The 24,511-nt window shown below is 41.2% G+C and carries 20 protein-coding genes and 1 pseudogene; 15 read left to right on the forward strand and 6 right to left on the reverse strand.

From position 1 onward, the window contains the following. The first annotated feature begins 1 nt into the window (after position 1). Genes ITJ87_RS04900 through ITJ87_RS04910 form a run of 3 tightly spaced genes read left to right on the forward strand, consistent with a single transcriptional unit; the run spans position 2 to position 2,612 of the window. Positions 2-1,039 carry a histidinol-phosphate transaminase gene (locus tag ITJ87_RS04900; RefSeq protein ID WP_117964289.1) on the forward strand — a complete coding sequence of 346 codons (1,038 nt, stop codon included), beginning with the start codon at positions 2-4 and terminating at the stop codon, positions 1,037-1,039. After that, positions 1,036-1,767 carry an NTP transferase domain-containing protein gene (locus ITJ87_RS04905; RefSeq protein ID WP_005825963.1) on the forward strand — a complete coding sequence of 244 codons (732 nt, stop codon included), beginning with the start codon at positions 1,036-1,038 and terminating at the stop codon, positions 1,765-1,767. Before ITJ87_RS04900 ends, ITJ87_RS04905 begins: the two co-directional genes overlap by 4 nt. Positions 1,768-1,784: 17 nt before the next feature. Next, on the forward strand, positions 1,785-2,612 hold the full coding sequence (locus ITJ87_RS04910) for a phosphorylcholine transferase LicD (protein WP_005833794.1): 828 nt from the start codon (positions 1,785-1,787) through the stop codon (positions 2,610-2,612). A gap of 21 nt (positions 2,613-2,633) precedes the next feature. Here the strand turns inward: ITJ87_RS04910 and ITJ87_RS04915 are convergent, their stop codons facing one another. Beyond that, positions 2,634-3,551 carry a glycosyltransferase family 2 protein gene (locus tag ITJ87_RS04915; RefSeq protein ID WP_117964288.1) on the reverse strand — a complete coding sequence of 306 codons (918 nt, stop codon included), beginning with the start codon at positions 3,549-3,551 and terminating at the stop codon, positions 2,634-2,636. 308 nt (positions 3,552-3,859) lie between these two features. Here ITJ87_RS04915 and ITJ87_RS04920 point away from each other — a divergent pair, with 308 nt between their 5' ends. Beyond that, a complete protein-coding gene (locus tag ITJ87_RS04920; RefSeq protein ID WP_117599816.1) occupies positions 3,860-4,858 on the forward strand; it encodes a glycosyltransferase family 9 protein in 999 nt (332 codons plus the stop codon). Here the strand turns inward: ITJ87_RS04920 and hldE are convergent. The 5 genes from hldE to ITJ87_RS04945 form a co-directional block, all read right to left on the reverse strand. Beyond that, on the reverse strand, positions 4,839-6,269 hold the full coding sequence (hldE, locus tag ITJ87_RS04925) for a bifunctional D-glycero-beta-D-manno-heptose-7-phosphate kinase/D-glycero-beta-D-manno-heptose 1-phosphate adenylyltransferase HldE (protein WP_022401855.1): 1,431 nt from the start codon (positions 6,267-6,269) through the stop codon (positions 4,839-4,841). The two genes, ITJ87_RS04920 and hldE, sit on opposite strands and share 20 nt — an antisense overlap. Continuing rightward, the gene (locus ITJ87_RS04930; protein ID WP_061411034.1) at positions 6,266-6,754 is read right to left on the reverse strand and encodes a D-glycero-beta-D-manno-heptose 1,7-bisphosphate 7-phosphatase; all 489 of its coding nucleotides are present in this window, start codon (positions 6,752-6,754) and stop codon (positions 6,266-6,268) included. The genes hldE and ITJ87_RS04930 overlap by 4 nt, the downstream gene beginning before the upstream one ends. Next, positions 6,747-7,328, reverse strand: coding sequence for a D-sedoheptulose 7-phosphate isomerase (gene gmhA / locus ITJ87_RS04935; protein ID WP_022401853.1), 582 nt, complete (start codon positions 7,326-7,328; stop codon positions 6,747-6,749). The genes ITJ87_RS04930 and gmhA overlap by 8 nt, the downstream gene beginning before the upstream one ends. Before the next feature lie 36 nt (positions 7,329-7,364). Continuing rightward, positions 7,365-8,114: a lipopolysaccharide kinase InaA family protein gene (locus ITJ87_RS04940; RefSeq protein WP_117599814.1), complete on the reverse strand. Its 750-nt coding sequence runs from the start codon at positions 8,112-8,114 to the stop codon at positions 7,365-7,367. A gap of 83 nt (positions 8,115-8,197) precedes the next feature. Then, positions 8,198-10,012 carry an LTA synthase family protein gene (locus ITJ87_RS04945; protein ID WP_117964287.1) on the reverse strand — a complete coding sequence of 605 codons (1,815 nt, stop codon included), beginning with the start codon at positions 10,010-10,012 and terminating at the stop codon, positions 8,198-8,200. Between the two features lie 261 nt (positions 10,013-10,273). Between ITJ87_RS04945 and ITJ87_RS04950 the strand changes: the two genes are divergently transcribed. The 11 genes and pseudogenes from ITJ87_RS04950 (at position 10,274) to ITJ87_RS05000 (ending at position 24,483) form a co-directional block, all read left to right on the forward strand. Next, positions 10,274-11,338, forward strand: coding sequence for a CDP-glycerol glycerophosphotransferase family protein (locus ITJ87_RS04950; protein ID WP_117964286.1), 1,065 nt, complete (start codon positions 10,274-10,276; stop codon positions 11,336-11,338). Between the two features lie 12 nt (positions 11,339-11,350). Then, positions 11,351-12,361: a glycosyltransferase gene (locus ITJ87_RS04955; RefSeq protein ID WP_117974567.1), complete on the forward strand. Its 1,011-nt coding sequence runs from the start codon at positions 11,351-11,353 to the stop codon at positions 12,359-12,361. Positions 12,362-12,380: 19 nt separating this feature from the next. After that, entirely contained in the window at positions 12,381-13,457 is a 1,077-nt protein-coding gene (locus ITJ87_RS04960; RefSeq protein ID WP_005825939.1) for a glycoside hydrolase family 99-like domain-containing protein, read from the forward strand. Continuing rightward, positions 13,454-14,398 carry a glycosyltransferase family 2 protein gene (locus ITJ87_RS04965; RefSeq protein ID WP_117599810.1) on the forward strand — a complete coding sequence of 315 codons (945 nt, stop codon included), beginning with the start codon at positions 13,454-13,456 and terminating at the stop codon, positions 14,396-14,398. Before ITJ87_RS04960 ends, ITJ87_RS04965 begins: the two co-directional genes overlap by 4 nt. Then, positions 14,398-15,681 (forward strand): glycosyltransferase family 4 protein, encoded by a 1,284-nt coding sequence (locus tag ITJ87_RS04970; protein ID WP_117964284.1) that lies wholly within the window; start codon positions 14,398-14,400, stop codon positions 15,679-15,681. Before ITJ87_RS04965 ends, ITJ87_RS04970 begins: the two co-directional genes overlap by 1 nt. Before the next feature lie 12 nt (positions 15,682-15,693). Next, positions 15,694-15,958 (forward strand): annotated as a pseudogene (locus ITJ87_RS04975) (glycosyltransferase); the annotation flags it as partial. A 42-nt stretch (positions 15,959-16,000) separates the two neighbouring features. Further along, a complete protein-coding gene (locus tag ITJ87_RS04980) occupies positions 16,001-18,259 on the forward strand; it encodes a glycosyltransferase (protein WP_117964283.1) in 2,259 nt (752 codons plus the stop codon). A 68-nt stretch (positions 18,260-18,327) separates the two neighbouring features. Continuing rightward, entirely contained in the window at positions 18,328-19,245 is a 918-nt protein-coding gene (locus ITJ87_RS04985; protein ID WP_117964282.1) for a glycosyltransferase, read from the forward strand. A 14-nt stretch (positions 19,246-19,259) separates the two neighbouring features. Beyond that, complete coding sequence (locus tag ITJ87_RS04990) at positions 19,260-20,567, forward strand: glycosyltransferase (RefSeq protein WP_117964281.1); 1,308 nt, start codon at positions 19,260-19,262, stop codon at positions 20,565-20,567. A 64-nt stretch (positions 20,568-20,631) separates the two neighbouring features. Further along, on the forward strand, positions 20,632-22,473 hold the full coding sequence (locus ITJ87_RS04995) for an ABC transporter ATP-binding protein (protein ID WP_117599806.1): 1,842 nt from the start codon (positions 20,632-20,634) through the stop codon (positions 22,471-22,473). 171 nt (positions 22,474-22,644) lie between these two features. After that, a complete protein-coding gene (locus ITJ87_RS05000; protein ID WP_117964280.1) occupies positions 22,645-24,483 on the forward strand; it encodes an ABC transporter ATP-binding protein in 1,839 nt (612 codons plus the stop codon). The last annotated feature ends 28 nt before the right edge of the window (positions 24,484-24,511 follow it).

The following is a 24,511-nucleotide window of genomic DNA, read 5'->3' on the forward strand; positions in this document are numbered from 1 at the left end:
TATGAATTATTTGGACCGCAATGAGTTTAACTACGCACCTTCGCAAGAGGTGGTGGAGGCTCTAAAGAATTTTGATATAAACAAACTCTGTTTCTATACCCGTATCTACGACGAAGGCAAGAAGAGTATTCTGTCTGTTTATCTATCTGAATCTTACGGAATTGATGAACCGCAGGTACTGTTGGGTTATGGTGGAGAAGATATATTGAAACAAGCAGTCCACTATTTCCTGACCCAAGAGGATGGGAACAAGACGATGCTCATTCCTAAATTCTCGTGGTGGTACTATAAATCCATTGCTGATGAAGTGGACGGGCATACGTTGCAGTATCCATTGTATGAGGATGGCAATACCTTTAAATATGATTTCGCTGCCATGAAAGAGATGGTACAGCGTGAGAATCCCAAGGTCTTATTAATCGCTTCGCCCAATAATCCCACCGGTAACGGTCTGACCTCTGCAGAATTGGACGCTTTGTTGGCTGAGTTGCCCGTAACAACCATCGTTTTGGTGGACGAAGCCTATGCCTCTTTCGTATCTACTGATACGGACTATATTAAGATGCTGGTTGATAAATATCCCAACCTGATTATTTCACGCACGCTTTCCAAGTTCTACGGATTGCCCGGATTGCGCATGGGTTTTGGGTTTATGAGTAAGGAGTTGGCCAACTTTGGCAAATACAGCAACAAATATCTGGGTTATAACCGTATCTCTGAGGATATTGCTATTGCCGCACTGAAATCGGATGCGCATTACCGGAATATAGCACGGCTGATGAATGAGAGTCGCGCCTGCTTTGAAGCGGAGATAGGGACGTTGCCTGGTTTCAAGGTATATGAGTCGGTGGCGAACTTTGTCCTTATAAAATATCCGATTGTCTTGAAAGAACGCTTACAGAAAGCTTTTGCCGACGAGGATTATAAGGTGAAGTTCATGAATGAACCAGACATCAATACCCATTTGCGTATTACCTTGGGGCGTCCTGAACAGAACCGTATTGTCATTGACACCATTAAAAAAATTGCATTACAATGAAAGCGGTTATATTGGCTGCAGGGATAGCTTCGCGTTTGCGTCCGTTGACTGATACCACTCCAAAATGTCTGTTGAAAGTTGGAGAGCGTTGTTTGCTGCAAAGAGCCTTTGATGCATTGCTGCAGAATGGCTTTCGGGAGTTTGTCATTGTCACCGGTTATAGACAGCAGCAGATTGTGAACTTTCTGGAAGCTCATTATCCGGCATTGGAGGTTACGTTTATCTATAATGAGAAATATGCTTCTACCAATAATATCTACTCTTTATGGCTTACACGGCCTTATGTAGATAAAGAGGACATTCTGTTGCTGGACAGCGATATCCTTTTTGACCCGCAGATTGTAGCCAAGTTGCTTGGATATGGTCAAGCGGATGCGTTGGCTCTGAACCATCATACATTGGGGGAAGAGGAAATCAAGGTAATAGCGGACAATGATGGCAAGGTGTTGGAAATCAGTAAGACGTGCTCCATATCCCGAGCTATTGGCGAGTCTATTGGCATCGAGAAGATGTCTGCCGCTTATACAGAAGCGCTTTTCCGGGAATTGGAGGTTATGATTACCAAAGAAGGTTTGGATAATATCTTCTATGAACGTGCTTTTGAGCGTCTCATACCGCAAGGACACTCTTTCTATGCGCTTGACACTACCGAATATTTTTCTGTGGAGCTTGATACGGTGAATGACTTTGAACAAGCACAGCGGTTGATTCCTTCACAACTTTATTAATTAATGGGCTGATTTTTATGGCAGATTATGATATACGTCCTTTGCAGCTTCGTATTTTGAAGATATTGCTTGCTGTGGATAAAGTTTGTAAAGAACATGGTTTGCGCTATTATATAATGGCCGGTACTATGCTTGGTGCAGTCCGTCATAAGGGATTTATCCCTTGGGACGATGATTTGGATATCGGTATGCCGAGGGCTGATTATGATTTGTTGATGTCTCATTCCAAGGAATGGCTTCCCAAGCCTTATGAGGCTGTCTGCGCAGAAAATGATCCGAATTATCCATTACCTTTTGCCAAGATACAAGATGCGGATACGACTCTTATCGAGCGTATGCATTTGAAATACTTGGGAGGTATCTACTTGGACGTATTTCCATTGGATGGTGTACCGCAAAGCAACCTGAAACAGAGGATTCATTTTGCTCGGTATGAATTTTACAAGCGGGTGCTCTATTTTATCTACCGCGACCCTTATAAACATGGAAAAGGTCCCGGCTCATGGTTGCCGCTGCTGTGCCGGAGACTTTTTACTACTGCCGGCGTACAGAGGAGTATCAGAAATGTGATGACCACCTATGACTTTGACAAGTCTTCTTTAGTCTGTGATTATGACGACGGTATGCGCGGTATTATGCCCAAGGCAGAGCTGGGAGCTCCGACTCCCGTTTCGTTTGAGGGCGAAACAGTGTGGGGAGTACAAGATTATGACGCCTATCTGACCCGAAAATATGGAGACTACATGGTTATACCGAAACAAAGCGGGCAGAGACAGCATAATTTCCACTATTTGGATTTGGATAAGCCCTATTCTTCGCAAGAAAGTTCCAATTCTATTTTATAATTTTGCTCTTTTAGGGAAATGTTAGACAAATGTTTTTTTCCAAAATTTCCATAAGGGACCGAAATCTTTGGTTAATAAATAAAATATGGCTTTTAGGCGGCCGCGTATTAGGCTTATTTTGAATCTATTTCCTGTTTTGAAAGTTCCTATCTTTTGGGATTTGAAATCTTTTCCTTTGTAAGTGAAAACTTTGCGGAATGTGGATGAAGTCATGCCCCATTTTAATAGAAATTGCATTTGACCACAATTCTTGCGTATGCGGGTAGTTGATTTTGTTTCAAAATGATAGATGCGACTGGCTTGTAGCCCTTTCATGAATCTGACTCCACACATATATAATTTTGCGGTGAAATCTGGGTCGCTGTACATTCCGGGTGAGTATTCTATACTATAACCGCCTACTAAATCCCAAATGTCCCGGTGTACGATATTGGGAGGAATGGTAGCTCCCATCCAGTCGTTTATTTTGTAGTTCATGTATTCTTTCAGTAATTTATCTTCTTGAAAAGCTTCGATACTGTCTCCATAATTGGCTAAGATGGTTGATGCGCTTTGTGTATGTGGTTGTATTGATGTAGCTGAAAGAAAGAAATAATTGTCAGACAGTTTTTCTATTTCGTCATAGAGAACCTTGTCCCAAAAAGGGAGTACATACATATCATCATTCAAAAATAGAATATAATCAGTTTTGACTTTAGTGCGCATCATATTCATAGCAAAACATACTCCGATATTCTGCTCAGAATGTGTGTAATCAATACCTGCTTTTTTTATCCACTCTAAGGTTCCGTCACTTCCATCGTTTACGTGTACAATGATTTGGTGATTGTAGTAAGAGTTTCTTTGGATACTTTGTATGCATAGTTTTAGGAAAGCAAGGTTATTCCATGTAGGTATAACGATTGAAAATAATCTGTTTTGAGATTTTATAGCTGTCATCTTTTGCTAATTGAGAAAATAAGTACAAAGATATTTATATAAATGGAGTTTTTGATTATAATTACTTGAAAACATTTATATTTTATAATATGCAAAAACAATATTGGTGTGAAATATACTGTTTTATGAGTGATATATAATACCTCTAGATTTCTTGTAGACAATAGTTTGGACTTGGATTGAATTTTTATGTTTGTGTTTTGTGTAGGCTGATGTTCTATATTGTATGATTAGCCTATATCGCTATTTGCGAAACTTGAATTAAGTTATTACTTTTGTGCCGAATCAGCAATTCTAATAAATTTGTTATGACCAAATTCTTAATTATCCGTTTCAGTTCGATAGGGGATATTATCCAGTGTATGGGAATTATCGGTGGAATACGTGAACGGTTTGCAGATGTGGAAATTCATTGGATTACCCGGAAAGATATGGTGGGGACCTTGTCGATGGATGGCAGGATTGATAAAATCTGGGCGTTTGACAAGGAGACCGGACTTGCCGGGTTGTTGAAAATGGCGGCTGATTTGAGAAAAGAGCATTTCGACTACATTTATGACGCTCATAGTAATATCCGTTCCAACATATTGAAGCTGATAGTGTCTCCATTGCCTTTTGTGAAACCTTACGTTGCTCTGCGGAGCAAAGAGAGAGGCAAACGCTTTTTGTTGTTCAAACTGGGAATCAACCATTTCGACAAGCCTTTCAGGGGGATGGTGTCTTTTCAGAAACCATTGAAGAAATGGGGAATTACGCATTTTCCGGACAACTATCACGACTGGCATTTCCCGATGCAAATACGTAGCAAGTATGAGAACTTTGTAACCAAAGATATGATTACGCTGGTGCCGTCTGCCAACTGGGAAATGAAACGCTGGCCCGTTTCCTATTGGAAAGAATTGGTTGCCCTTCTTCCTGAGTCTAGATTTGTTATTCTGGCTGGTCCGAAGGATACTTTCTGTGAGGAAATCAGAAGTGCTGCACCGGAACGGGTAGTTAACCTTGCGGGACAAACCTCATTGATGGAGTCTTCTTACATAGTGTTGCGTTCCAATCTGGTAATCAGCGCTGATACGGGTTTTATGCATGCCGCTGATTTGTTCCGTGTTCCTGCTTTTGCCTTGATGGGGCCTACAGCCTTCGGTTTCCCTACGGGACCTACGGTGGAAATACTCGAAACAGCCCTGCCTTGCCGTCCGTGCACCAAAGACGGACGGGGTAAATGCAAGCTGGCTGTTTATCAGAAGTGTATGGTGGATATTACCCCCCAACAAGTCGCTGAAAAGATTATTGCTTCTCTTGGTTGATGGCGCCTATCGTCTTTGTAGTGGAATAACCGTCTACGAAAGGGATAGTTACTGTTTCTTGGGCGTACTCCCTGCCTACAATGTTTTCTATGGCATAGTCGCCACCTTTTACCAACACGTCCGGTGCAACTGTCTTGATGAGATTCAGAGGGGTGTCTTCCGTAAAAATCACTACGTAGTCCACTGCTTCCAAGGCTGCCAGGACTGTGGAGCGGGCGTTTTCATCATTGATGGGGCGCGATTCCCCTTTCAGACGTTTTACCGAGCTGTCCGAATTCAATCCTACGATAAGTACGTCCCCCAGTCTTTTGGCCTTTTCCAGATAGCACACGTGTCCTTTGTGCAGAATGTCGAAGCAGCCGTTTGTGAATACGATTTTGCGCTCCTGCGCACGCAGTTGTTTTATAGTATCTGCAAGTTGGGGAATAGGAATAAGTTTGCTGGCCGGTTTCCCGATTTGTAGCTCGTCCTGCAACTCTTTGAACAGAATGGGGCTGGTGCCTATTTTCCCGACTACAATGCCGGCCGCTTTATTGGCAAGATAAATGGCATCTGCAATAGGGATACCGGCTGCCAGCGCAGCTGCTAAAGTTGCCACGACAGTATCGCCTGCACCTGAAACGTCATATACTTCCCTTGCTTCGGTAGGAATGTCTTGTGAGGCTTCCGGAGCTATATATGACATACCTTTTTCGGAACGTGTCACTAATAGAGAAGTAAGGTTATACTCCTTCAGTATCCGGTTTGCCGCGTTATGTATTTCTTTATCCTCATTTCTCACATCCATTCCCGAAACGGCTGAAAGTTCTTTCAGATTGGGGGTGATGATGGTTGCGGAACGGTATTTCTCCCAATTTGTCCCTTTGGGGTCTATAATGACCTTCTTCCCTTGCCCGGCAGAGGCGGATATAACCTGCTGGCATACTGTATCATTGCATACTCCCTTGCCATAATCCGAAATCACGACAATGTCCACTTCGGGGAGTGCACGCTTCACGGCATCCAGCAATTTCTGCTCAGTCTCTTCGTTCAGGCATTCATTTTCTGTTTCAAAGTCCAGCCGTACTACTTGCTGGCTGTTGCCTATTACGCGGGTTTTGGTGATGGTTGGGTGTTCTGTATGAAACAGTTCGTTTCTGATACCCAAATCAGCGAACATCTCCTGCATTGTGTTTCCGTTGTGGTCGTTGCCAAGCAGGCTGACGACATACGGCGAGCAACCCAGTCCCAACAGATTTCTTGCAACATTGGCCGCTCCTCCCAATACATTGTAGGTACGGGTGACACGGACCACTGGTACGGGTGCTTCGGGAGAAATCCTTTTCACGTTCCCTATATGGTAAGTATCCAGCATCACGTCTCCGATAACGAGTACCTTCTTTCCCTTTATACTGTTTAATTCTGTATTCATAATAGGTTGTTTTTTAATTGGTTGGCCCAATATAGAAGTGAATGCTCAGAGGTGACCCGGAAGGACTTGACACCACTTCTTTCGCCGCATTCCGTATCCGATTTCTTATCTCCGAACATATAGGATTGGGATGGGTCGATTTCATATTTCTTCATCGCTTCCGTCACCATGAAAGGAGAAGGCTTACGGCATTCGCAATGTTCTTCCGGAACGTGAGGGCAAGTATAGAAATCGTTCAGTATAACTCCATGTTTTTCCAACTCTTGGGCGAGTGCCTGGTTGAACTGTTCGGCGTCCTCCAGTGTAAAGTAGCCACGTCCAATACCGGATTGGTTCGTGATGACAATCAGCAGATAACCCAATTCCTGAAAAATACGGAGTGCTTCGGCTACACCGGGCAATAATTCAAGCTCTTGGGTCTTATAAACGTAGCCGAAATCAACATTGATGGTACCGTCCCGATCAAGGAAAATCGCTTTATTCATGGGAGAACAGTTTATTGTCGACGATGCCGCACAAGATATGTCCGATGGTAATGTGCACTTCTTGAATCCTGGCAGATTCGGCGTGCTGTATAATCAACGGGTAATTGCAAAGTTCCTTGCACCTTCCTCCATCCCTTCCCAGGAGCCCTATGGTGGTGATGCCCATAGATTGTGCCTTCTGCAAGGCATGCTCTACGTTGGGAGAGTTGCCGCTGGTAGAAAGGCCTATCAGAATATCACCTTTCGTTCCCAAAGCTGCAGTCTGCCGTTCGAAGACACGGTCGAAGCCATAATCATTGCTGACTGCGGTCAGGATGGAAGTGTCGGTTGTCATGGCGATGGCGGGCAGGCCTTCCCGTTCGGTCACGAAACGTCCGACGAGTTCGGCAGCGATATGCTGGGCATCGGCTGCACTGCCGCCGTTACCGCAAAGCAAGACTTTGTGCCCTTGTCGAAGGGCTTGTACTATCAGATTGCCGACGGTTTCGATGTCGGTAAGCATTTGCCGGTTGTTCAGGATATTTTCTTTGAGCCTGATACCTTCTTGGATGGACTGGATGATATAATCTTGCATAAATTTCTAATCTCGTTGGTACAAAGATACGACATTTCAGAAATGAAGCTTGCTTTTGACGAAATTTTTAAATTGTCTTTGCTTTCTCCATTTCAGTCTGCTGAAGAGAGTGAAGAATATGCATTCTTCAATATCGAATCCTCTTTGCTCGGCATATAGAGGTATTATTTTCATGAAGTCATCGGCGGGAATACCCAGTTGGCTGAAGGCATTCATGGACATTCTGATACCGGGCACTTTACCGAGCTTCAGGCGGTTGATGTCAATGAGGGCGAAGTGATATTTGCCGTTTGTCTTCCGGTAAAATATATTCTTGGGATTATAGTCCAGTGGCAAGACCTTGTTCAGATGTAATTGGAGAGTGAAGTCTACGAGGTCATGTCTTAGCCGTTTTTTCTCTTCTTCCTCCATTTCCATACCGAACATATCCGTTACAAGCGGGTAGGGGAGGTATTCGGAAATAAAGTATCCGGTGTGGAAGAAACCATTCTTTTTGATTTCTATATAAGCTACCGGAGGGGCGGTCTCTATTCCCCGTTGCAGAAAAAGTTCTGCATATTCAAAGGCGCGCTGCGCTTTGCTTTTGCGAAACCAAGTGTAAATGAGACAGTTTATGAGGGCAGGTCTTTTGTATTTTTTGATTACGAAGTCCTTGTCTCCGAACCGCACTCTTTCGACTGTGTTTCTTCGGTTACAATAAACCTCTTCCCGTTCATATTCTTCCGATGGGATGGCTCGGATATAACTCTCGTAGGCGGCATAATGCGGATGAATATGTACCTTCATTGTTTTTATTTACATTTTACTTCTTTTGAACGGTGCAAAGATAGTGCAAACCGAAAGCAGAACAAAATGAACTTGTTCATTTTTTATTTTGAGGTGCCGCTTATCTTCGCTTTTGAGCAAAGATAATCAAAATGTATCATCTGGTCGGAAATATCGTATGCTTTTTGGGCGAACTCGGCTTCTGCCGGGGTGGGCTCTTCACCTACCACCTCCATTTGGGGGCTGATGGCGAATCCTTTCTTGCATGGGTCGAGGATGCTTTGGCCCAATCCGCTCCAGTAGTAATCATCCAGTTGGAGCAGGTTCAGTAAGGTGGGGTACATATCGATTTGTCCCATCACTTTATCATAACGCATGCCTACCGGAGAGTTTACTATGATGAAAGGGGTGAATGTCTTGTCGGATACGATACCCTTGCCACCGGGGGCGTTGCACAATTCTTCACGGTAGGTAGCCAGTCCTTCGTGGTCACCGGTGATGACGATAAGGGTCTCGTCGTATTGTGGGAGTGTTTTCAGGTACTCTACGAATTTTCCTATCGCCTTGTCCGTATAGCGTGCAGTGGTCATGTAGTCATTCATTTTCTGTGGAATGGCCGGAGAGAAATGAATCTCTTTCAATTCTTCTGGCAATTTGAAGGGAGCATGGCCGGAGTAGGTCACCAGCTGCATGTAAACATTCTCCCCCTTCTTCCAGATTTCCCCCTTCTCTATTTTTTGGCGGCATTGCGCCAGGAAGGAGCCGTCTCCGGTACGTTTGTGCGTGCCAAAGGCTTCTGTCAGTTCAAAGTCATGATAAGCAATGATGGTGTCGGTCCCGAAACTGTAGGCTATGACGCCTTGGTTCCAGGTCGATACTTTATCAATGGTCAGGAGGTAGTTGCGCGAGTTCTTCTGCTGATGCATGGCTTTCTGCAGGGTTCCGTAGGTGTGGTCAGGATATTGGCTGCTGTATGTGCCGCTGTTGATAGGCAGCATACCGGCGCAAAGCAACAGCTGTGCATCAATGGAGCGCCCTCCTTTCACTTGCGTTAGTACGTGGGGAGCGTATAAGGTGGTGGAGTCTTGCAGCAGTTTGTTGAGATATGGAGTAATCTCTTGCCCTTCCACTTCCCTTTCGAGTACCCAGCTTTCCAGAGATTCTGCCAGGATGACGATGCAGTTGTTGCGGATTCCGATACGTCCGGCCAAAGGGTGATGTCCGGGTTTCTGGCTCAGCCACTCCTTTATCTCTTGCTGTATCTGTGGGGTGGCCTCCTGCTTCTGGTTGATGAGGTCATAGCATAGGCTTCCGAAGACGGTATACATGGAAGTGGTGCTTGCACACAGATAGGCTTTCTGGCGGACGGTGTTGTATGCTTCCTTGAATCCTCCTTTGGCCAGGGTGGTGATGGCAAACAGCAGGATACCGATTCCCAAAGCCCCTCCGTAATACTTGTATGATGTTCTTCCGGCGGTATTTCTTTTGTAATGCCAATAAAGGGGGATACTGGCAATGGTAGATAGAGGGAAGAAGATGTCGTACCAGCGGAAAGAGTCATAAACGCTTCCGGTGAAATCGGCTAGGTTTCCAGAAAGTCCATAGCTGTTAAGTGGAATGGCAGTATAGTAGGTGCGGAAATACATCAGGTTGACAATCAGTAGTATATCCAGCAAAAGCATGATGACTATCTCTGTTTTCCAGAACCGGAAGAACTTATAGGGGACGAGAAGTACGAGGGTGGCTATTATTTTGGTCGCATAAAATTCGATGGTAGAGAATGAAGCGAATGTGGTGGGTATGCTCCAGATGAAATCGAATAGCAGGAATTTGAAAAAAATGGTGATTCCGAATAAAAGAGTCACTTTATCTGTTGCTCCTTGTTGGCTGTTGGAGCAATGAAAAAGATTTCTTCTCATAAAATAGTACTTTTAAAATAGTGGGGTGCAAAGATAGATATTTTAGAGAAGAAAAAGCTTCATAAACAGCAACTTTTGGAGAAAAGTTGATAAAAGTCATTTTTTTTTCTGGATTGATGCAGTATATGCAGAATTCTTGTATTTACTTTGCAGACGTTTAAAGCAAAGAAAGCAAAACTGTTACAAACTAAGGGCTGAATTTTATTGTTCTATTGGTAAAATGAGGTGACGATTGTGTCGTTGCCGTGATATTTTGAGTGTATGAAGAAGCATTATTTATTTTTCGTTTCGGTAGCCTATTCCTATCCTATACTTCGCCCGCTTCAGGACGAAATCAGGCGTAGAGGGGATGATGTTGCATGGTTTATCGAGTCAGACTGCCCGGTTCTGTTGGCCCAGGATGAGAGGTGGCTTCAATCCGTCCAGGAAGTGATGGATTATCAGCCTATTGCTGTTTTTGCACCGGGCAATTATATTTATGATTTCTTCCCGGGAGTGAAAGTCTCCCTTTTCCATGGCTACCCCATCAATAAGCGTGGCGATGAAAAGGATGACCATTTTTCTGTTCGTGGATGGTTCGATGTCTATTGCACACAAGGAGAAACGAGCACTCTTCCCTTCAAGGAGCTTGAGAGGAAATACGGCTTCTTTAAGGTATATGAAACTGGCTGGTGCAAGGCGGATACTTTCGTGAAGGAACGTGCACATACTCCTCATAATGCACGTCCGGTAGTCTTGTACTCTTCTACGTTTACAAAAAATATAACTTCTGCTCCTCATCTGTTTGATACCATCAAGAGACTGGTACGCGAGAAGAACTGGGATTGGATAATTTCGTTCCATCCGAAATTTTCGGATATGGAAGTCCTCAAGAAATACAAGGAACTGGCCGCTTCCTACCCCAATATTACTTTCCACGAGAGTGGACTTGTTGATGCCAAGCTGCTGAACAGTGCGGATGTGTTGTTGTCCGATGCTTCGTCTGTGATTGTTGAGGCGATGATGTTGGACAAGCCGGTTGTGACCTATTGTAACACCATGCCAGGGGATCATTTGCTGAATGTCACTGAAACGGATGCTGTAGAGGGAGCCATTGAAAAAGCCATTTCCCGTCCGGCAGAGCTGATGGAGCGGATGCGTGCTTATGTGCACAAGCATGAAGCCCATCTGGACGGTGAATCCTCTTCACGGGTACTGGATGCTGTAAACAACTACATCTGGTATTTTCAAGGTAAGACCAGAACCAAGCCTTGGAATCTGGTACGTAAGTTTAAATTGCGATGGCGGGTGGGCTATCCGTTGATGGCCACTTTGCGGTTGTGGTAATTGTCATAGCTTATGGAGAACACTGAGACACTACCTCTGATAAGTATTATTGTACCGGTCTATAATGTAAAGAATTACTTGGAGAAAAGCCTGCAATCCATTTGCGGGCAGACTTATAAGAATCTGGAAATAATATTGATTGACGACGGCTCTTCCGATGGTTCGGGAGAGCTTTGTGATTTATTTGCCCAAAGGGATGGACGGATAAAGGTTATCCATCAGGCAAATGCAGGTCAGAGTGCAGCTAGGAATAGAGGTTTGGCGGTAGCTCAAGGTGAATTCCTTGGTTTCGTGGATAGCGACGACTGGATTGAACCGGATATGTACGAATTCTTGTATCACTTACTGAAAGAGAATGGGGCGGATATATCCATTTGCTCGCATTATATAGAAACTGCCGTAAAGACCAGAGTGAAGCACTCTTCTGGGCAATTCTCCAGCTTTTCTCGTGAAGAAGCTATCCGAACATTGGTAGAAGATAAGCGTATAAGAAATTATATGTGGGATAAGTTGTATAAGCGTCAATTATTTGCTGGAATATATTTTCCGGTAAATAGAGTTTTTGAAGATATTGCAGTTTCTTATCAGATATTTTATAAAACGCAGAAAGTCGTTATGCAAGACTGTCCTAAATATCATTATTTGAAACGTGAAGGAAGTACTACTCAAGGTAAATTGTACAATTACGAAAAGGAATATCTGCTCTTTCAAACTGTCTATGAACAAGTGAAATTTGTGCGAGAAAAAGAAATATGGGATAAAGCTCCTTATTGTGTACATGAACGGGGAATTCATTTGATTGACCATTTGATGATGCTTCCTCAATCTTCTTTGATAGATGATGTTATCAATGATGTATTAGCCAGAATGCAGGAGTTTGATAATGTGTCGTGGCCGCAATTGGGTGTTATGCATATATTTAAGCGCCGTATGATGTATTGTCATCTAAAGGTTTATAGATGTATTTACCGTTTAGTGAGGACATTCTTCAAATCTAAACGGTATAAATTCCAAACATTATAACTTTAATTGAATCTCAATAATGAATAAAGCAAGGGTTATAGCTTTTTATCTACCTCAATTTCATCCAATACCAGAAAACGACAGATGGTGGATGAAAGGTTTTACGGAATGGACTAATGTAGGAAAGGCACGTCCATTGTTTCCTGGACATTATCAACCTAAGGTGCCGGCAGATTTGGGATATTATGATTTGCGAGTGCCGGAAACACGTAAAGCGCAAGCTGATATGGCAAAAGAATATGGTATCGAAGGCTTTTGTTACTGGCATTATTGGTTTGGAAATGGAAAGAGACTCTTAGAGCGTCCGTTTAATGAAGTATTGTCTTCTGATGAACCGGATTTTCCTTTTTGTCTGGCTTGGGCTAATGAGTCATGGAGGGGCTTTTATCACGGCATAAAGAGCAAAGATACTTTGATAAATCAGCTTTATCCGGGAGAACAAGATTATATAGCTCATTTCCACGAGGTATTACCTGCTTTTAAAGACCATCGCTATATTACAGTGGATGAGAAACCGTTGTTTATGGTTTATCATCCTTTGGATCATCCGGAGATGAAAGAGTTCATTGAACTCTGGCGTACTTTAGCTGTGCAGAATGGCTTGAAGGGGGTTTATTTCATAGGACAAACCTATCATTTGAAAGAAGAAAAAGAGAGACTTATGAAAATGGGGTTTGATGCTATTAATGTTGTACGCTTGTTTGACTTTGAGAAGAAAGCTGCTCTGACTTATAAATATGCGAAATGGAAACATAAAATATTTCGTATTCCTAAGGTTGTGGAGTATAAGAAGGCCAGTTCTTTCTTTGTGGGTGATGAAGAATATGAAGAGAATATTATACCTACCATCATTCCTAACTGGGATCATTCTCCACGTTCCCGTGGTAAATCGTTGGTCTTGAATCACGCTGAACCTTCTTATTTTGCCCGACATATGAAAGAAGCGATAAAGCGTATTGAGAATAAGCCTTTAGACCATCGGCTTGCATTTGTAAAATCATGGAATGAGTGGGCTGAAGGGAACTATCTGGAACCGGATTTACATTATGGAAAACGTTATCTGGAAGTGATAAAAAAGAATGTTGTAGAGGGATGATTTCTATGGAAGAAAAGATAGCAATTGTTATTCCGGCATATAAGTGCCGCTTCCTCCGGCAGACTTTGGATTCTATTGTCGTACAGACTTGTCGGAGTTTTACTGTTTACATAGGTGATGATGCAAGTCCTCAGAATCTGAAGGAAATTGTTTCTGATTATGCGGATAAAATGAATATTGTCTATCGACGTTTTGATACTAATCTGGGTGGAGTGGATTTGCCGGGGCATTGGGACCGTTGTATAGCACTTGCAAAAGAACCGGTTATTTGGTTCTTTTCAGATGATGATTTGATGCCGCAGGACGGGGTAGAGCGTATAATAAAAGCATTAGAATGCTATGGTACGAGGCATGGGATGTTCCGTTTTCCCCTTGCTGTGATAGATGAAAATGGCAAGATAATACATAAAAATCCTTCATTGCAGGAATATCCGGTTTCGGGCTATCAGTTTTTGTTGGATAAATTGGAAGGAAGAATTTATTCGGCTGCTTGTGAATATGTTTTTACTCGTGATATATATGAACGGATAGGCGGTTTTGTGAAGTTTCCATTGGCGTGGTGTTCAGACGATGCAACGTGGACAAGCATAGGTGAAAATGCAGGTGGAATGATTCCTTTGCCTGGTAAGCCGGTTTGTTGGCGAAATGTGATGGGCGAGAATATAAGTTGTTCCTTCAATTATGATGAAGAGAAGATAGTAGCTACAAGGCAATTTATAAAATGGGTTTCAGTTTTTTACTCGGACAGACTTCAAGATAGAAAACTACAGCATGCGATAAAGAAATATGCCCATACGATATTGCATTACAGTTTGCAAGATCGTTATAAATTACATGATCTTATGGGTATTTGTCGTAGTTTATGGTATATTTGCCCTTCTGTATCATTAAGTGTGGCATTCCGCATGTGTAAGTTGAAACTTAGAAATCGAAAGAGATAATGAAGAAAATTCTTTTTATACTTCCTTGTGTGCCTTATCCGTTGACTGCTGGAGGTAATCAGGCCTTTTTCAATATGGTGGAATATATCCGGCACAAAATGTCTGTGTCTTTGTTGCTTTCGCCGGGAAATAAGGAGATGAATGATGTCGAAAGTTTAAGGGCTTTATGGACAAATGTTGATTTCTATCTTTTTAGGGAAGAAGATGCAGAACCTAAGACTCGTTGCCCCCGATATTACCGTTGGTTAAAAAAGATGTCTGAATCCATTTCCCGCAAGATGCAACGGCAACTGTATTCTTTTCAGCAAGAGCATCCGTATAAGAATATGACGTTGAAGAATTCTTGTTTTAAACCTTTTCCCAAGGCATACGTAGAGTATGTGTCTGACATCTCACGTCGTGGATTTGATATTATTCAGGTTGAGTTCTATCCATTGATAACCTTGGGGTATCTATTGCCAAAAGATGTACAAACAGTGTTTGTGCATCATGAACTGAGGTATATACGTAATGAAAATGAAATGGAATGCCTTACTCATGTAACAGATGAAGACAAGATGCTCTATGGCATTGCTAAGGATATGGAGAAAGCCGCTTTACGTCAATATAAACATGTAATTGCATTGACGGATATTGACCGTTTATTGTTGGCAGACTTGGTTGGACAAGAATGCAATATTTATGTTTCTCCGGCAGTGGTACAGATAGAGTCTGTTTATGACAGAATTGTGAAGCCGGCCTCTGTTCGTCTGACATTTGTTGGAAGTGAAAATCATTACCCGAACCAGGATGCAGTAGATTGGTTTTGTCATGAAGTAGCCCCTTGTTTGCGTGCTCAGGGGTTTAAATTTGTTTTTCAAGTGATTGGGACATGGAAGAGCCGTTACGTGAAAAGTCTTCAGGCAGTATGTCCGGAAATGGAGTTAGTGGGTTATGTGGAGGATTTGCGGGAATACTTGAATGGAAGCATCGTTCTGGTGCCAATTCGTATTGGTAGTGGTATGAGGATGAAAATATTGGATGCGGTTTCCTCTATGGCTTCTTTTGTAACTACGACAAAAGGAGTTGAGGGAATTGACCTACGTCACAATGAAGAGTGTTTGATTGCTGATAGCGCAACTGATTTTGCAGCAGCAGTCATTCGTTTGGAGGCGGATAAAAAATTGCAAGTCAGGCTGGCGACGCAAGCATTGAAGCGTTTGCGTGAACTTTATAATCCTCAGGAAATGTTGGAGAGAAGACTGGCTGTTTATGATGAGATATTGCAAAATAATACAAACTAATAGCATCAGATTATGCTTTCAATCATAATTTGTTCGGTATCTCCCGAACGTTTGGAGCAAGTAACCCGGAATATTCATGATACTATTGGTGTTGATTATGAAATCATTGCTATTGATAATCGTGAAAAACAATGGCCGATAGCACGTGCGTATAATGAGGAGCTTCTCGGGCACATTATCCCTTTCTGTTTTTGTTCATGAGGATGTAAAGTTTCATTCGGTAGGCTGGGGAAAGTGCATTGAGAAGAAACTTAAGGAACCGGATTGTGGTATAATTTAAGTATTGTGACATAAATAGACTATATAAAATTTGACTGTTATGAATGGAAATAAGATTACCTTTTGGAGACGTAAATTTTTGTCATTTATATATGAGAAGAAGATTCGTGGAAATGGTATATACACTATTGAAAAATATAGAATACTGAAAGTAACTTTGCTTAAAAAGGTGATTTCTTATGATGAAGTTAATTTTACATATTTAAAATTCCTTCATTTTACTAGGAAAGTTTCAGAAAAAGAACTATTGTTTAAAGTGAATAATCGTTGTTTTGATGTTCTTGATATTCCTTTGGATCAGGATAGTTTACCTTTAGTTAGTATTATTGTTCCAAATTATAATCATGCTCTATATTTAAGAGAACGTTTGGATTCAATTTATAGCCAAACGTATAAAAAGTTTGAGGTAATTCTATTGGATGATGCATCTTCTGATAATAGTGTTGAAATATTGACTGAATATGCTCAGAAATATCCACAAAAAACCCGTTTAATAGTCAATGAGAAGAATTCGGGAAAAGTTTTTGCTCAATGGAATAAGGGATTGAGTTTGGCCAAAGGAGAGTATATATGGATAGCTGAAAGTGATGATTATTGTGATAAAGGTTTTTTAAAAGAAGTACTTTTAGGGTTGCGCCACCAATCGGTAATGCTTTCCTTTGCAAGGAGTGTATTCATGAAAGATGGTAAAAAAATATGGTCAATAGAGAGATATCTAAAGGATTCGTCAATATCTTGGAATGCTCCTTTTGTTATGTCGGCTCACATGCTTGTGAATAAGGCTTTTGGGATTAAAAATGTAGTCCCAAATGTCAGTAGTGCGGTTTTTAGAAATGTGGGTACTATACCTGATGAGATTACTGCTATCTGGAAAGATATGTCCTTATGTGGTGATTGGTTATTTTATCTATGGTTGATTCGAGGAGGAGCTGTCAGCTATACTAATAAAGTGACCAATTATTATAGAATACATGAGAATAGTACTTCATTGAAAGTTCAAGATACATTGGATTATTATATTGAAACTTTTCGTGTTTCTTGTTTTGTAGCCCAGAACTATGCAGTAGATTTATCGATTTTTGATACTGTTAAGAATAACTTAGTACGGCATTGTATAGATAGAAAACATGAAAACAAGGTAGAGGAGGTTGAGAGAATATACGATCTTAATCAGATAAAAGAGTGTGCAAAATGTCGGCGTCCGAATGTTGCTATTTGCGGCTATTCTTTAATTCAAGGTGGGGGAGAGGTATTTCCCATTTATTTGGCAAATGAATTGAAAAAGCAGGGGATAGCAGTAACTTTTGTTGATTTTAGAAGAGCAAATTATGACGAAGGAATCAGGAAAAAACTGGATAGAGATATACCATTAATCGAACTTAGTGACGTTAAATTCTTTAATGGTGTAATTTCTGCTCTTGGAACGGAGATCGTTCATACTCATGAAGGGACTGTGGATTACTTTGTAGCTCGCGTTATAAGGAATAAGGAAGGTGCTTGTAAGCATATTATTACACTTCATGGTATGTATGAAGCTATTTCTAAAAAGAACTTGGATGGAATATTGGAGTTTGTGATCCCAAGCTGTTCTTGTTTTGTATATATTGCTGATAAAAACTTGCTTCCGTTTAAGGGCCTATTTCAAAACTTGCAATTTCGGAAAATAGGAAATGGGCTTCCGCAAATACCTATTGTTCCCCACAAAAGACTTGAGTTGGGTATTGAAGAAAATGCTTTTTGTTTGACATTGGTTAGTAGAGCTATTTTTGAGAAAGGCTGGATAGAAGCGATAGAGGCTGTAAAAATAGCAAGGAGGAAGTCAGAGCGACCGATTCATTTGATATTGATTGGGGAAGGAGAATGTTATGACTTTTTAAAAGGTAAAAACCTTCCTTCTTATATTCATTTGCTGGGACGCAAAAGTGATGTCAGGAATTATTTTGCTATGTCTGATGTGGGATTGTTACCTTCTCGGTTCAAGGGTGAGAGTTTCCCTTTAGTTGTGATAGAAAGTTTGATGAGTGGTTCTCCAGTCGTGGCGAGTGATATAGGAGAAGTTCGTAATATGTTGGCTGATGAAGCTGGTAATATGGCTGGTATGTTATTTAAACTTAGGGAGGGTGAAATACCAGTTGATGAATTGGCGCAGATTATTTTGCTTTTGGCTACAGATAATGAAAAGTACATGCAGTTGAAGAGGCGGACTAGTGAGGTTACTAAAAAAATGAATATTACTCATACTGCAGAACGGTATATTGGTGTGTATAATGAAGCCTTGAATACTTTGCCAAAGGAATGAAGTTGTAGTAGTAAGCCTATGATAGAAGCATTTTGACTGCTTTATATGATTAATTGTTATAACTAAAGATGGAGAAAAAACTGGCAATAATTATACCTGCTTATAAAGCTCGTTTTTTGAGAGAAACTCTGGATTCAATACTTAAGCAGAATAGTTCAGAATTTATTGTATATGTGGGTGATGATGCGAGTCCGGAGAATATAGAAGGGCTTGTCCATGATTATGATGAGAAGTTAGATATTGTTTACCATCGGTTTAGTACGAATCTTGGAGGCGTAGATTTGCCTGGGCAGTGGGATAGATGTATTGCTTTATCCAATGAGCCGTTGGTTTGGCTTTTTTCTGATGATGATATAATGCCGTTTGATGGGGTTAAAAGAGTAATGCAGGCTGTTGGGAAATATGGAGATAAGCTGGTGTGTATGCGTTTCCCTTTAATGGTAATAGATGCTTGTGGTAACATGAAATATCAGAATCCTCCTTTTGAAACGGAACGGATTTCTGGATATGAGTTTTTATTGGATAAGTTATCAGGAAAGATTAGTTCGGCTGCTTGTGAGTATGTTTTTAGCCGTGATGTTTGGAAACAAATAAAAGGTTTTGTGAAGTTTCCGTTTGCATGGTGTTCGGATGATGCTACTTGGGCAAGTTTTGCCGATTTAACAGAAGGAATTATTTCTCTACCTGGGAGGGCTGTGTGTTGGCGAAATGTAGAAGGTGAGAATATTAGTAATTCTGTAGGTTTTGATAAGGAAAAGCTTAGAGCAACAGGCCTTTTTTTTAATTGGATAAACAGACATTATCCTTGCAATCTTAGAGATGCTAGATTGAGAAAAGCTTTAGAAGCTTATACTCATACGATTTTGTCTTGCTCAGTTCGTGGTAACTTCAGTTTGTGTGATCTTGTCCGTTTATGTTATGCTCTTGGTAAAATAGATTATGTTGCCGCTTTACACGTGGCGTATCGCCATTTGTTGAAAAAATGAGTTTTTGAGAAAATATGAAAAAGATACTTTTTATAATTCCCTATATTCCATATCCTTTAGATTCAGGAGGTAATCAGGCCTTTTTTAATATGGTTAATTATATCCGTAATCGAATGTCGGTGTCAATTTTGCTTTGCTCAAAATCCGAAGAACATGATAAAAATATAGTGGCCCTGAAAAAATTGTGGGCAAATGTAGATTTTTTTGTATATAAATGGCCTAAAAAGAAATCTGTACATATTGAAGTCCTTAATCCATTATATTACAATGTTTTGAAAAGAGTGAAGGCTTCTGTGGAGCGCAAAATGAGAAGGCAGATTGTGAATATGGGGGTAGATATGGAATCAGGTTTAGATCCAGTTCGCGAGAATTCTGCTCTTTTAAGATCGGTTTTTGAGCCCCTTGAATCTGGATATGCTCAATATATTTGTCAGGTTATAAAGCAAGGATATGATATTATTCAGGTTGAATTTTATGAATTGATTTCTGTAGGATATTTATTGCCGGAAAATGTACAAACGATTTTTGTGCATCATGAATTAAGATATGTCCGTAATGCTAATGAAATGTCTTTGTTTGAAGAGATGACAGATGAAGATCGCATGCTTTTCTCTGTGGCAAAGGACTATGAGCGAGCTGCCTTGCTAAAATATAAGCATGTAATTGCTTTGACTGAAGTAGACAGACAACTGCTGATTGATTTTCTTGGTCGTAAAGAACGTATTTATGCTTCTCCAGCGGTGGTGCAGATGTCAGATACTTCTATTGAAGAATTTACTCCGGCAATTACTCATAGATTAACGTTTGTTGGAAGTGGAGATCATTATCCGAACTTAGATGCGATTACTTGGTTTTGCAAAGAGGTGGCTCCTTATTTGCATAAGCAAGGATTCTCTTTTGATTTTAGGGTTGCAGGACGGTGGGATTGCTCTCATATAGTAAGACTTTCTTCTGTTTGTCCAGAAATAAAATTTGTAGGTTATGTGGAGGATTTGAGTGATTTTCTTAAAGGTAGTATTGCTCTTGTTCCTATACGCATCGGTAGTGGGTTGAGAATGAAAATATTAGATGCTGTATCTTTGGGCATTCCTTTTGTTACTACTTCTAAAGGAGTAGAGGGGATTAGTTTTAATGATAATGAAGAGTGTTTAAAGGCGGATACAGCTATGGATTTTGCAGATGCGATTATTAGGTTGGCTAATGATAGTAACATGCAGTGTAGACTTGTTTTACAAGCTAAACGTAAATTAGAAGATTTATATGATTGGAAAAAGATGTTAGAACAGCGTATGGCTATTTATTCTCATATTCTGAATTTTTAAAATTTTTATTTTGAGTATTTAGGTATTTTCGTGTAATTTAGCAATTTAATTATAATCAAAACTTATGGTAAAACAGTTTTTCTCTTTGATGAAGCGATATATCATGCCGTATCGCAAGTATTTAACGTGGGCATTGATACTGAATTTCCTTTCTCAATGGCTGAACGTTTTTTCTTTTATGGCTATTATTCCTATTTTAAACATATTGTTTAAGATTGACACTAAAGTGTATGAATATATGCCCATGGACTGGGGAAACTTTGACAAAGATGTTCTTATTAATAATGCTTATTATTGGATCAGTAATTTTGTTTTGGAACATGGCGCTTTTCTTACACTTGTTATGATGGGATGTATATTGGTTTTTATGACGTTATTGAAGACTGCAGGTTACTTCGCTTCTTCTGCAATTATGGTCCCTCTTCGTACAGGTATTGTTCGTGATATCCGTATTCAAGTATATAATAAAGTATTGGAGTTGCCTCTTAGTTTCTTTTCTGAGGAGCGTAAAGGGGATATTATTGCTCGTATGAGTGCGGATGTTACTGTTGTTGAGAATTCTTTAACCAGTTCCATTGACATGTTAATTCGTAATCCGATAGCTCTTTTGGTTTGCTTTGTCACTTTGTTTACTGTAAGTTGGGAGATGACTTTGTTTGTCCTTATAATTCTTCCATTGGCTGGATGGCTCATGGGAATAATCAGCCGTAAATTGAAAAGACAATCATCAGCGGCACAAGCCCAATGGGGAGATATAATGTCTCAATTGGACGAAACCTTGGGAGGATTACGTGTGATTAAAGCTTTTCTTGCAGAAAAGAAAATGTCTGCGCGTTTTGCAAAGACCAATAATGAATTTAGAAATGCTGTGAATGAAATGGTAATCCGTCAGAGTTCAGCTCATCCGATGAGTGAATTTTTGGGTACTTGTATCATCGTTATCGTATTGCTGTTTGGTGGTTCATTGATTTTGAGTAATACTTATTCTCCCATGGATGCAGCCACTTTTATTTTCTATTTAGTTATTCTTTATAGTATCATTAATCCCTTAAAAGAGTTCTCTAAGGCTTTTTATAATATACCTTTAGGGCTTGGCAGTATGGAACGTATTGACATGATATTAAAGGCTGAGAGCCATATAAAAGATCCTATGCAGCCCTTATCATTAAATGGCTTTGAGAATAAATTGGAATTTCGTGATGTAAGTTTCAGTTATATAGAGGGAAGACCAGTTTTGAAACATATTAATTTGACGGTTCATAAAGGTAAGACTATTGCTCTGGTAGGACAGTCAGGATCAGGAAAATCCACTTTAGTAGATTTGGTTCCTCGTTATCATGATGTCACAGAAGGAGCCTTATTGATAGATGGTAAGAATGTGAAGGATGTTTCCATAAGCAGTTTAAGGTCATTAATAGGCAATGTGAATCAGGAAGCTATTCTGTTTAATGATACTTTTTTTAATAATATTACATTTGGTGTCGAGAATGCTACGATGGAGCAGGTTGTTGAAGCTGCAAAGATAGCTAATGCACATGATTTTATTATGGAAACTGAGAAAGGATATGATACTATGATTGGTGACCGTGGTGGGCGTTTGTCTGGTGGGCAAAGACAACGTGTCAGTATAGCGCGTGCGATTTTGAAGAATCCTCCTATTTTGATTTTGGATGAGGCCACTTCTGCACTTGATACAGAGAGTGAACGTTTGGTGCAAGAAGCTTTGGAACGTTTGATGAAATCACGTACTACCATTGCCATTGCCCACCGTTTGTCTACAATCAAAAATGCAGATGAGATATGCGTACTTTATGAAGGTGAAATTGTGGAACGTGGAACGCATGATGAGCTTATAGCTCTTAATGGATATTATAAGAAACTGAATGATATGCAGTCACTTTCATAAATATATTTTGTGAGGAATATATGACTATTGATGGTCAGTGATTTTTTATGTAGACAGCGGATTAGTTAATAGTCCGCTGTCGTTTTATATTTAGAGATAAGCATCGAACTTAGATGTTTTTCATTTTATTCTTGTACCTTTGCAACCTTATAATTCACTTAACTACAATCAATGAAGGAATTCCTACAACTGATGCGGCGCTTTGTGTCGCCTTACAAGAGATATATCGGTTGGGCAATCGTGCTCAATGTGCTGTCCGCTATATTCAACGTCTTTTCATTTACATTGTTAATTCCTATCCTTAACATCCTTTTCAAGACTGGGGCGAATACCGAGGTATATCACTTCATGGAGTGGGGAAACGGCAGCTTGAAGGAAGTGGCGGTGAACAACTTCTACTACTACGTCACCCAGATGATTGAGACACACGGGCCGCAGATGACACTGCTGTTCATGGGGCTCTTCCTTGCTTTCATGACCATGCTGAAGACCTCCTGCTACTTCGGTTCTTCTGCTATAATGGTTCCTTTGCGTACGGGAGTAGTACGCGATATCCGTGTGATGGTCTATTCCAAAGTGATGCACTTGCCACTTGGTTTTTTCTCTGAAGAAAGAAAAGGGGACATCATTGCACGTATGAGCGGTGACGTAGGCGAAATTGAAAACTCCATTACCAGTTCACTGGATATGTTGCTCAAGAATCCTATCCTGATTCTGCTTTATTTTTCCACTTTGATTGTAACCAGTTGGCAGCTGACCTTGTTTACTGTCCTGGTATTGCCGGGTATGGGCTGGCTGATGGGAAAGGTCGGCAAGAAGCTGAAACGCAAGTCGCTGGAAGCCCAGGGGAAATGGAGCGACACGATGTCGCAACTGGAAGAGACGTTGGGCGGACTGCGCATCATCAAGGCTTTCATAGCCGAAGACAAGATGGTGGACCGTTTCAAACAATGTAGCAACGAGCTGCGTGATGCCACCAACAAGGTAGCCATCCGTCAGTCGTTGGCACATCCTATGAGCGAATTCCTCGGTACGTTGCTCATTGTATTGGTTCTGTGGTTTGGTGGTCTGCTTATTTTGGGCGATGGTACTTCCATGGAAGCTTCAACGTTCATTTTCTATATGGTGATTCTGTACAGTATCATCAATCCGTTGAAAGACTTTGCAAAGGCAGGATACAACATTCCAAAGGGTCTGGCATCCATGGAACGTGTGGACAAAATACTGAAAGCCGAGAATCCCATTAAGGAACCGGTAAACCCGTTGCCGCTGCACGGGATGAATGACCGGATTGAATTTAAGGACCTCTCCTTCAGTTACGACGGCAAGCGCGAAGTGTTGAAGCACGTCAATCTGATGGTGCCCAAAGGACAGACCATTGCACTTGTCGGCCAGTCCGGTTCCGGCAAGTCGACATTGGTGGATTTGCTGCCGCGCTATCACGATGTGCAGTTGGGTGAGGTTACAATTGACGGTGTGAATATTAAGAATTTTCGCATCCACGACTTGCGTGCGTTGATAGGAAACGTGAACCAGGAGGCCATCCTGTTCAATGACACCTTCTTCAACAACATTGCCTTCGGTGTGGAAAATGCAACTATGGAGCAGGTGATCGAAGCGGCAAAGATTGCCAATGCCCACGACTTCATCATGGAGACCGAACTCGGTTATCAAACCAACATCGGCGACCGTGGCGGCAAGCTTTCCGGCGGACAGCGCCAGCGCATCAGTATTGCCCGTGCCATCCTGAAGAATCCGCCCATCCTGATACTCGATGAGGCTACTTCCGCACTCGATACCGAAAGCGAACGACTGGTGCAGGAGGCTCTGGAACGGCTAATGAAGACCCGTACCACGATTGCCATCGCCCACCGCCTTTCCACCATCAAGAATGCGGATGAGATTTGTGTTCTTTATGAAGGTGAAATCGTGGAACGTGGTAAGCACGAGGAACTCCTTGAGAAGAACGGCTATTATAAGAGGCTGAATGATATGCAGTCTCTCTCATAGAAATAAAATTCTGCGTACTTTGCTTCCA

Origin of the sequence: Bacteroides sp. HF-162, from assembly GCF_015679285.1 — a bacterium.
Lineage (GTDB): Bacteria > Bacteroidota > Bacteroidia > Bacteroidales > Bacteroidaceae > Bacteroides > Bacteroides uniformis.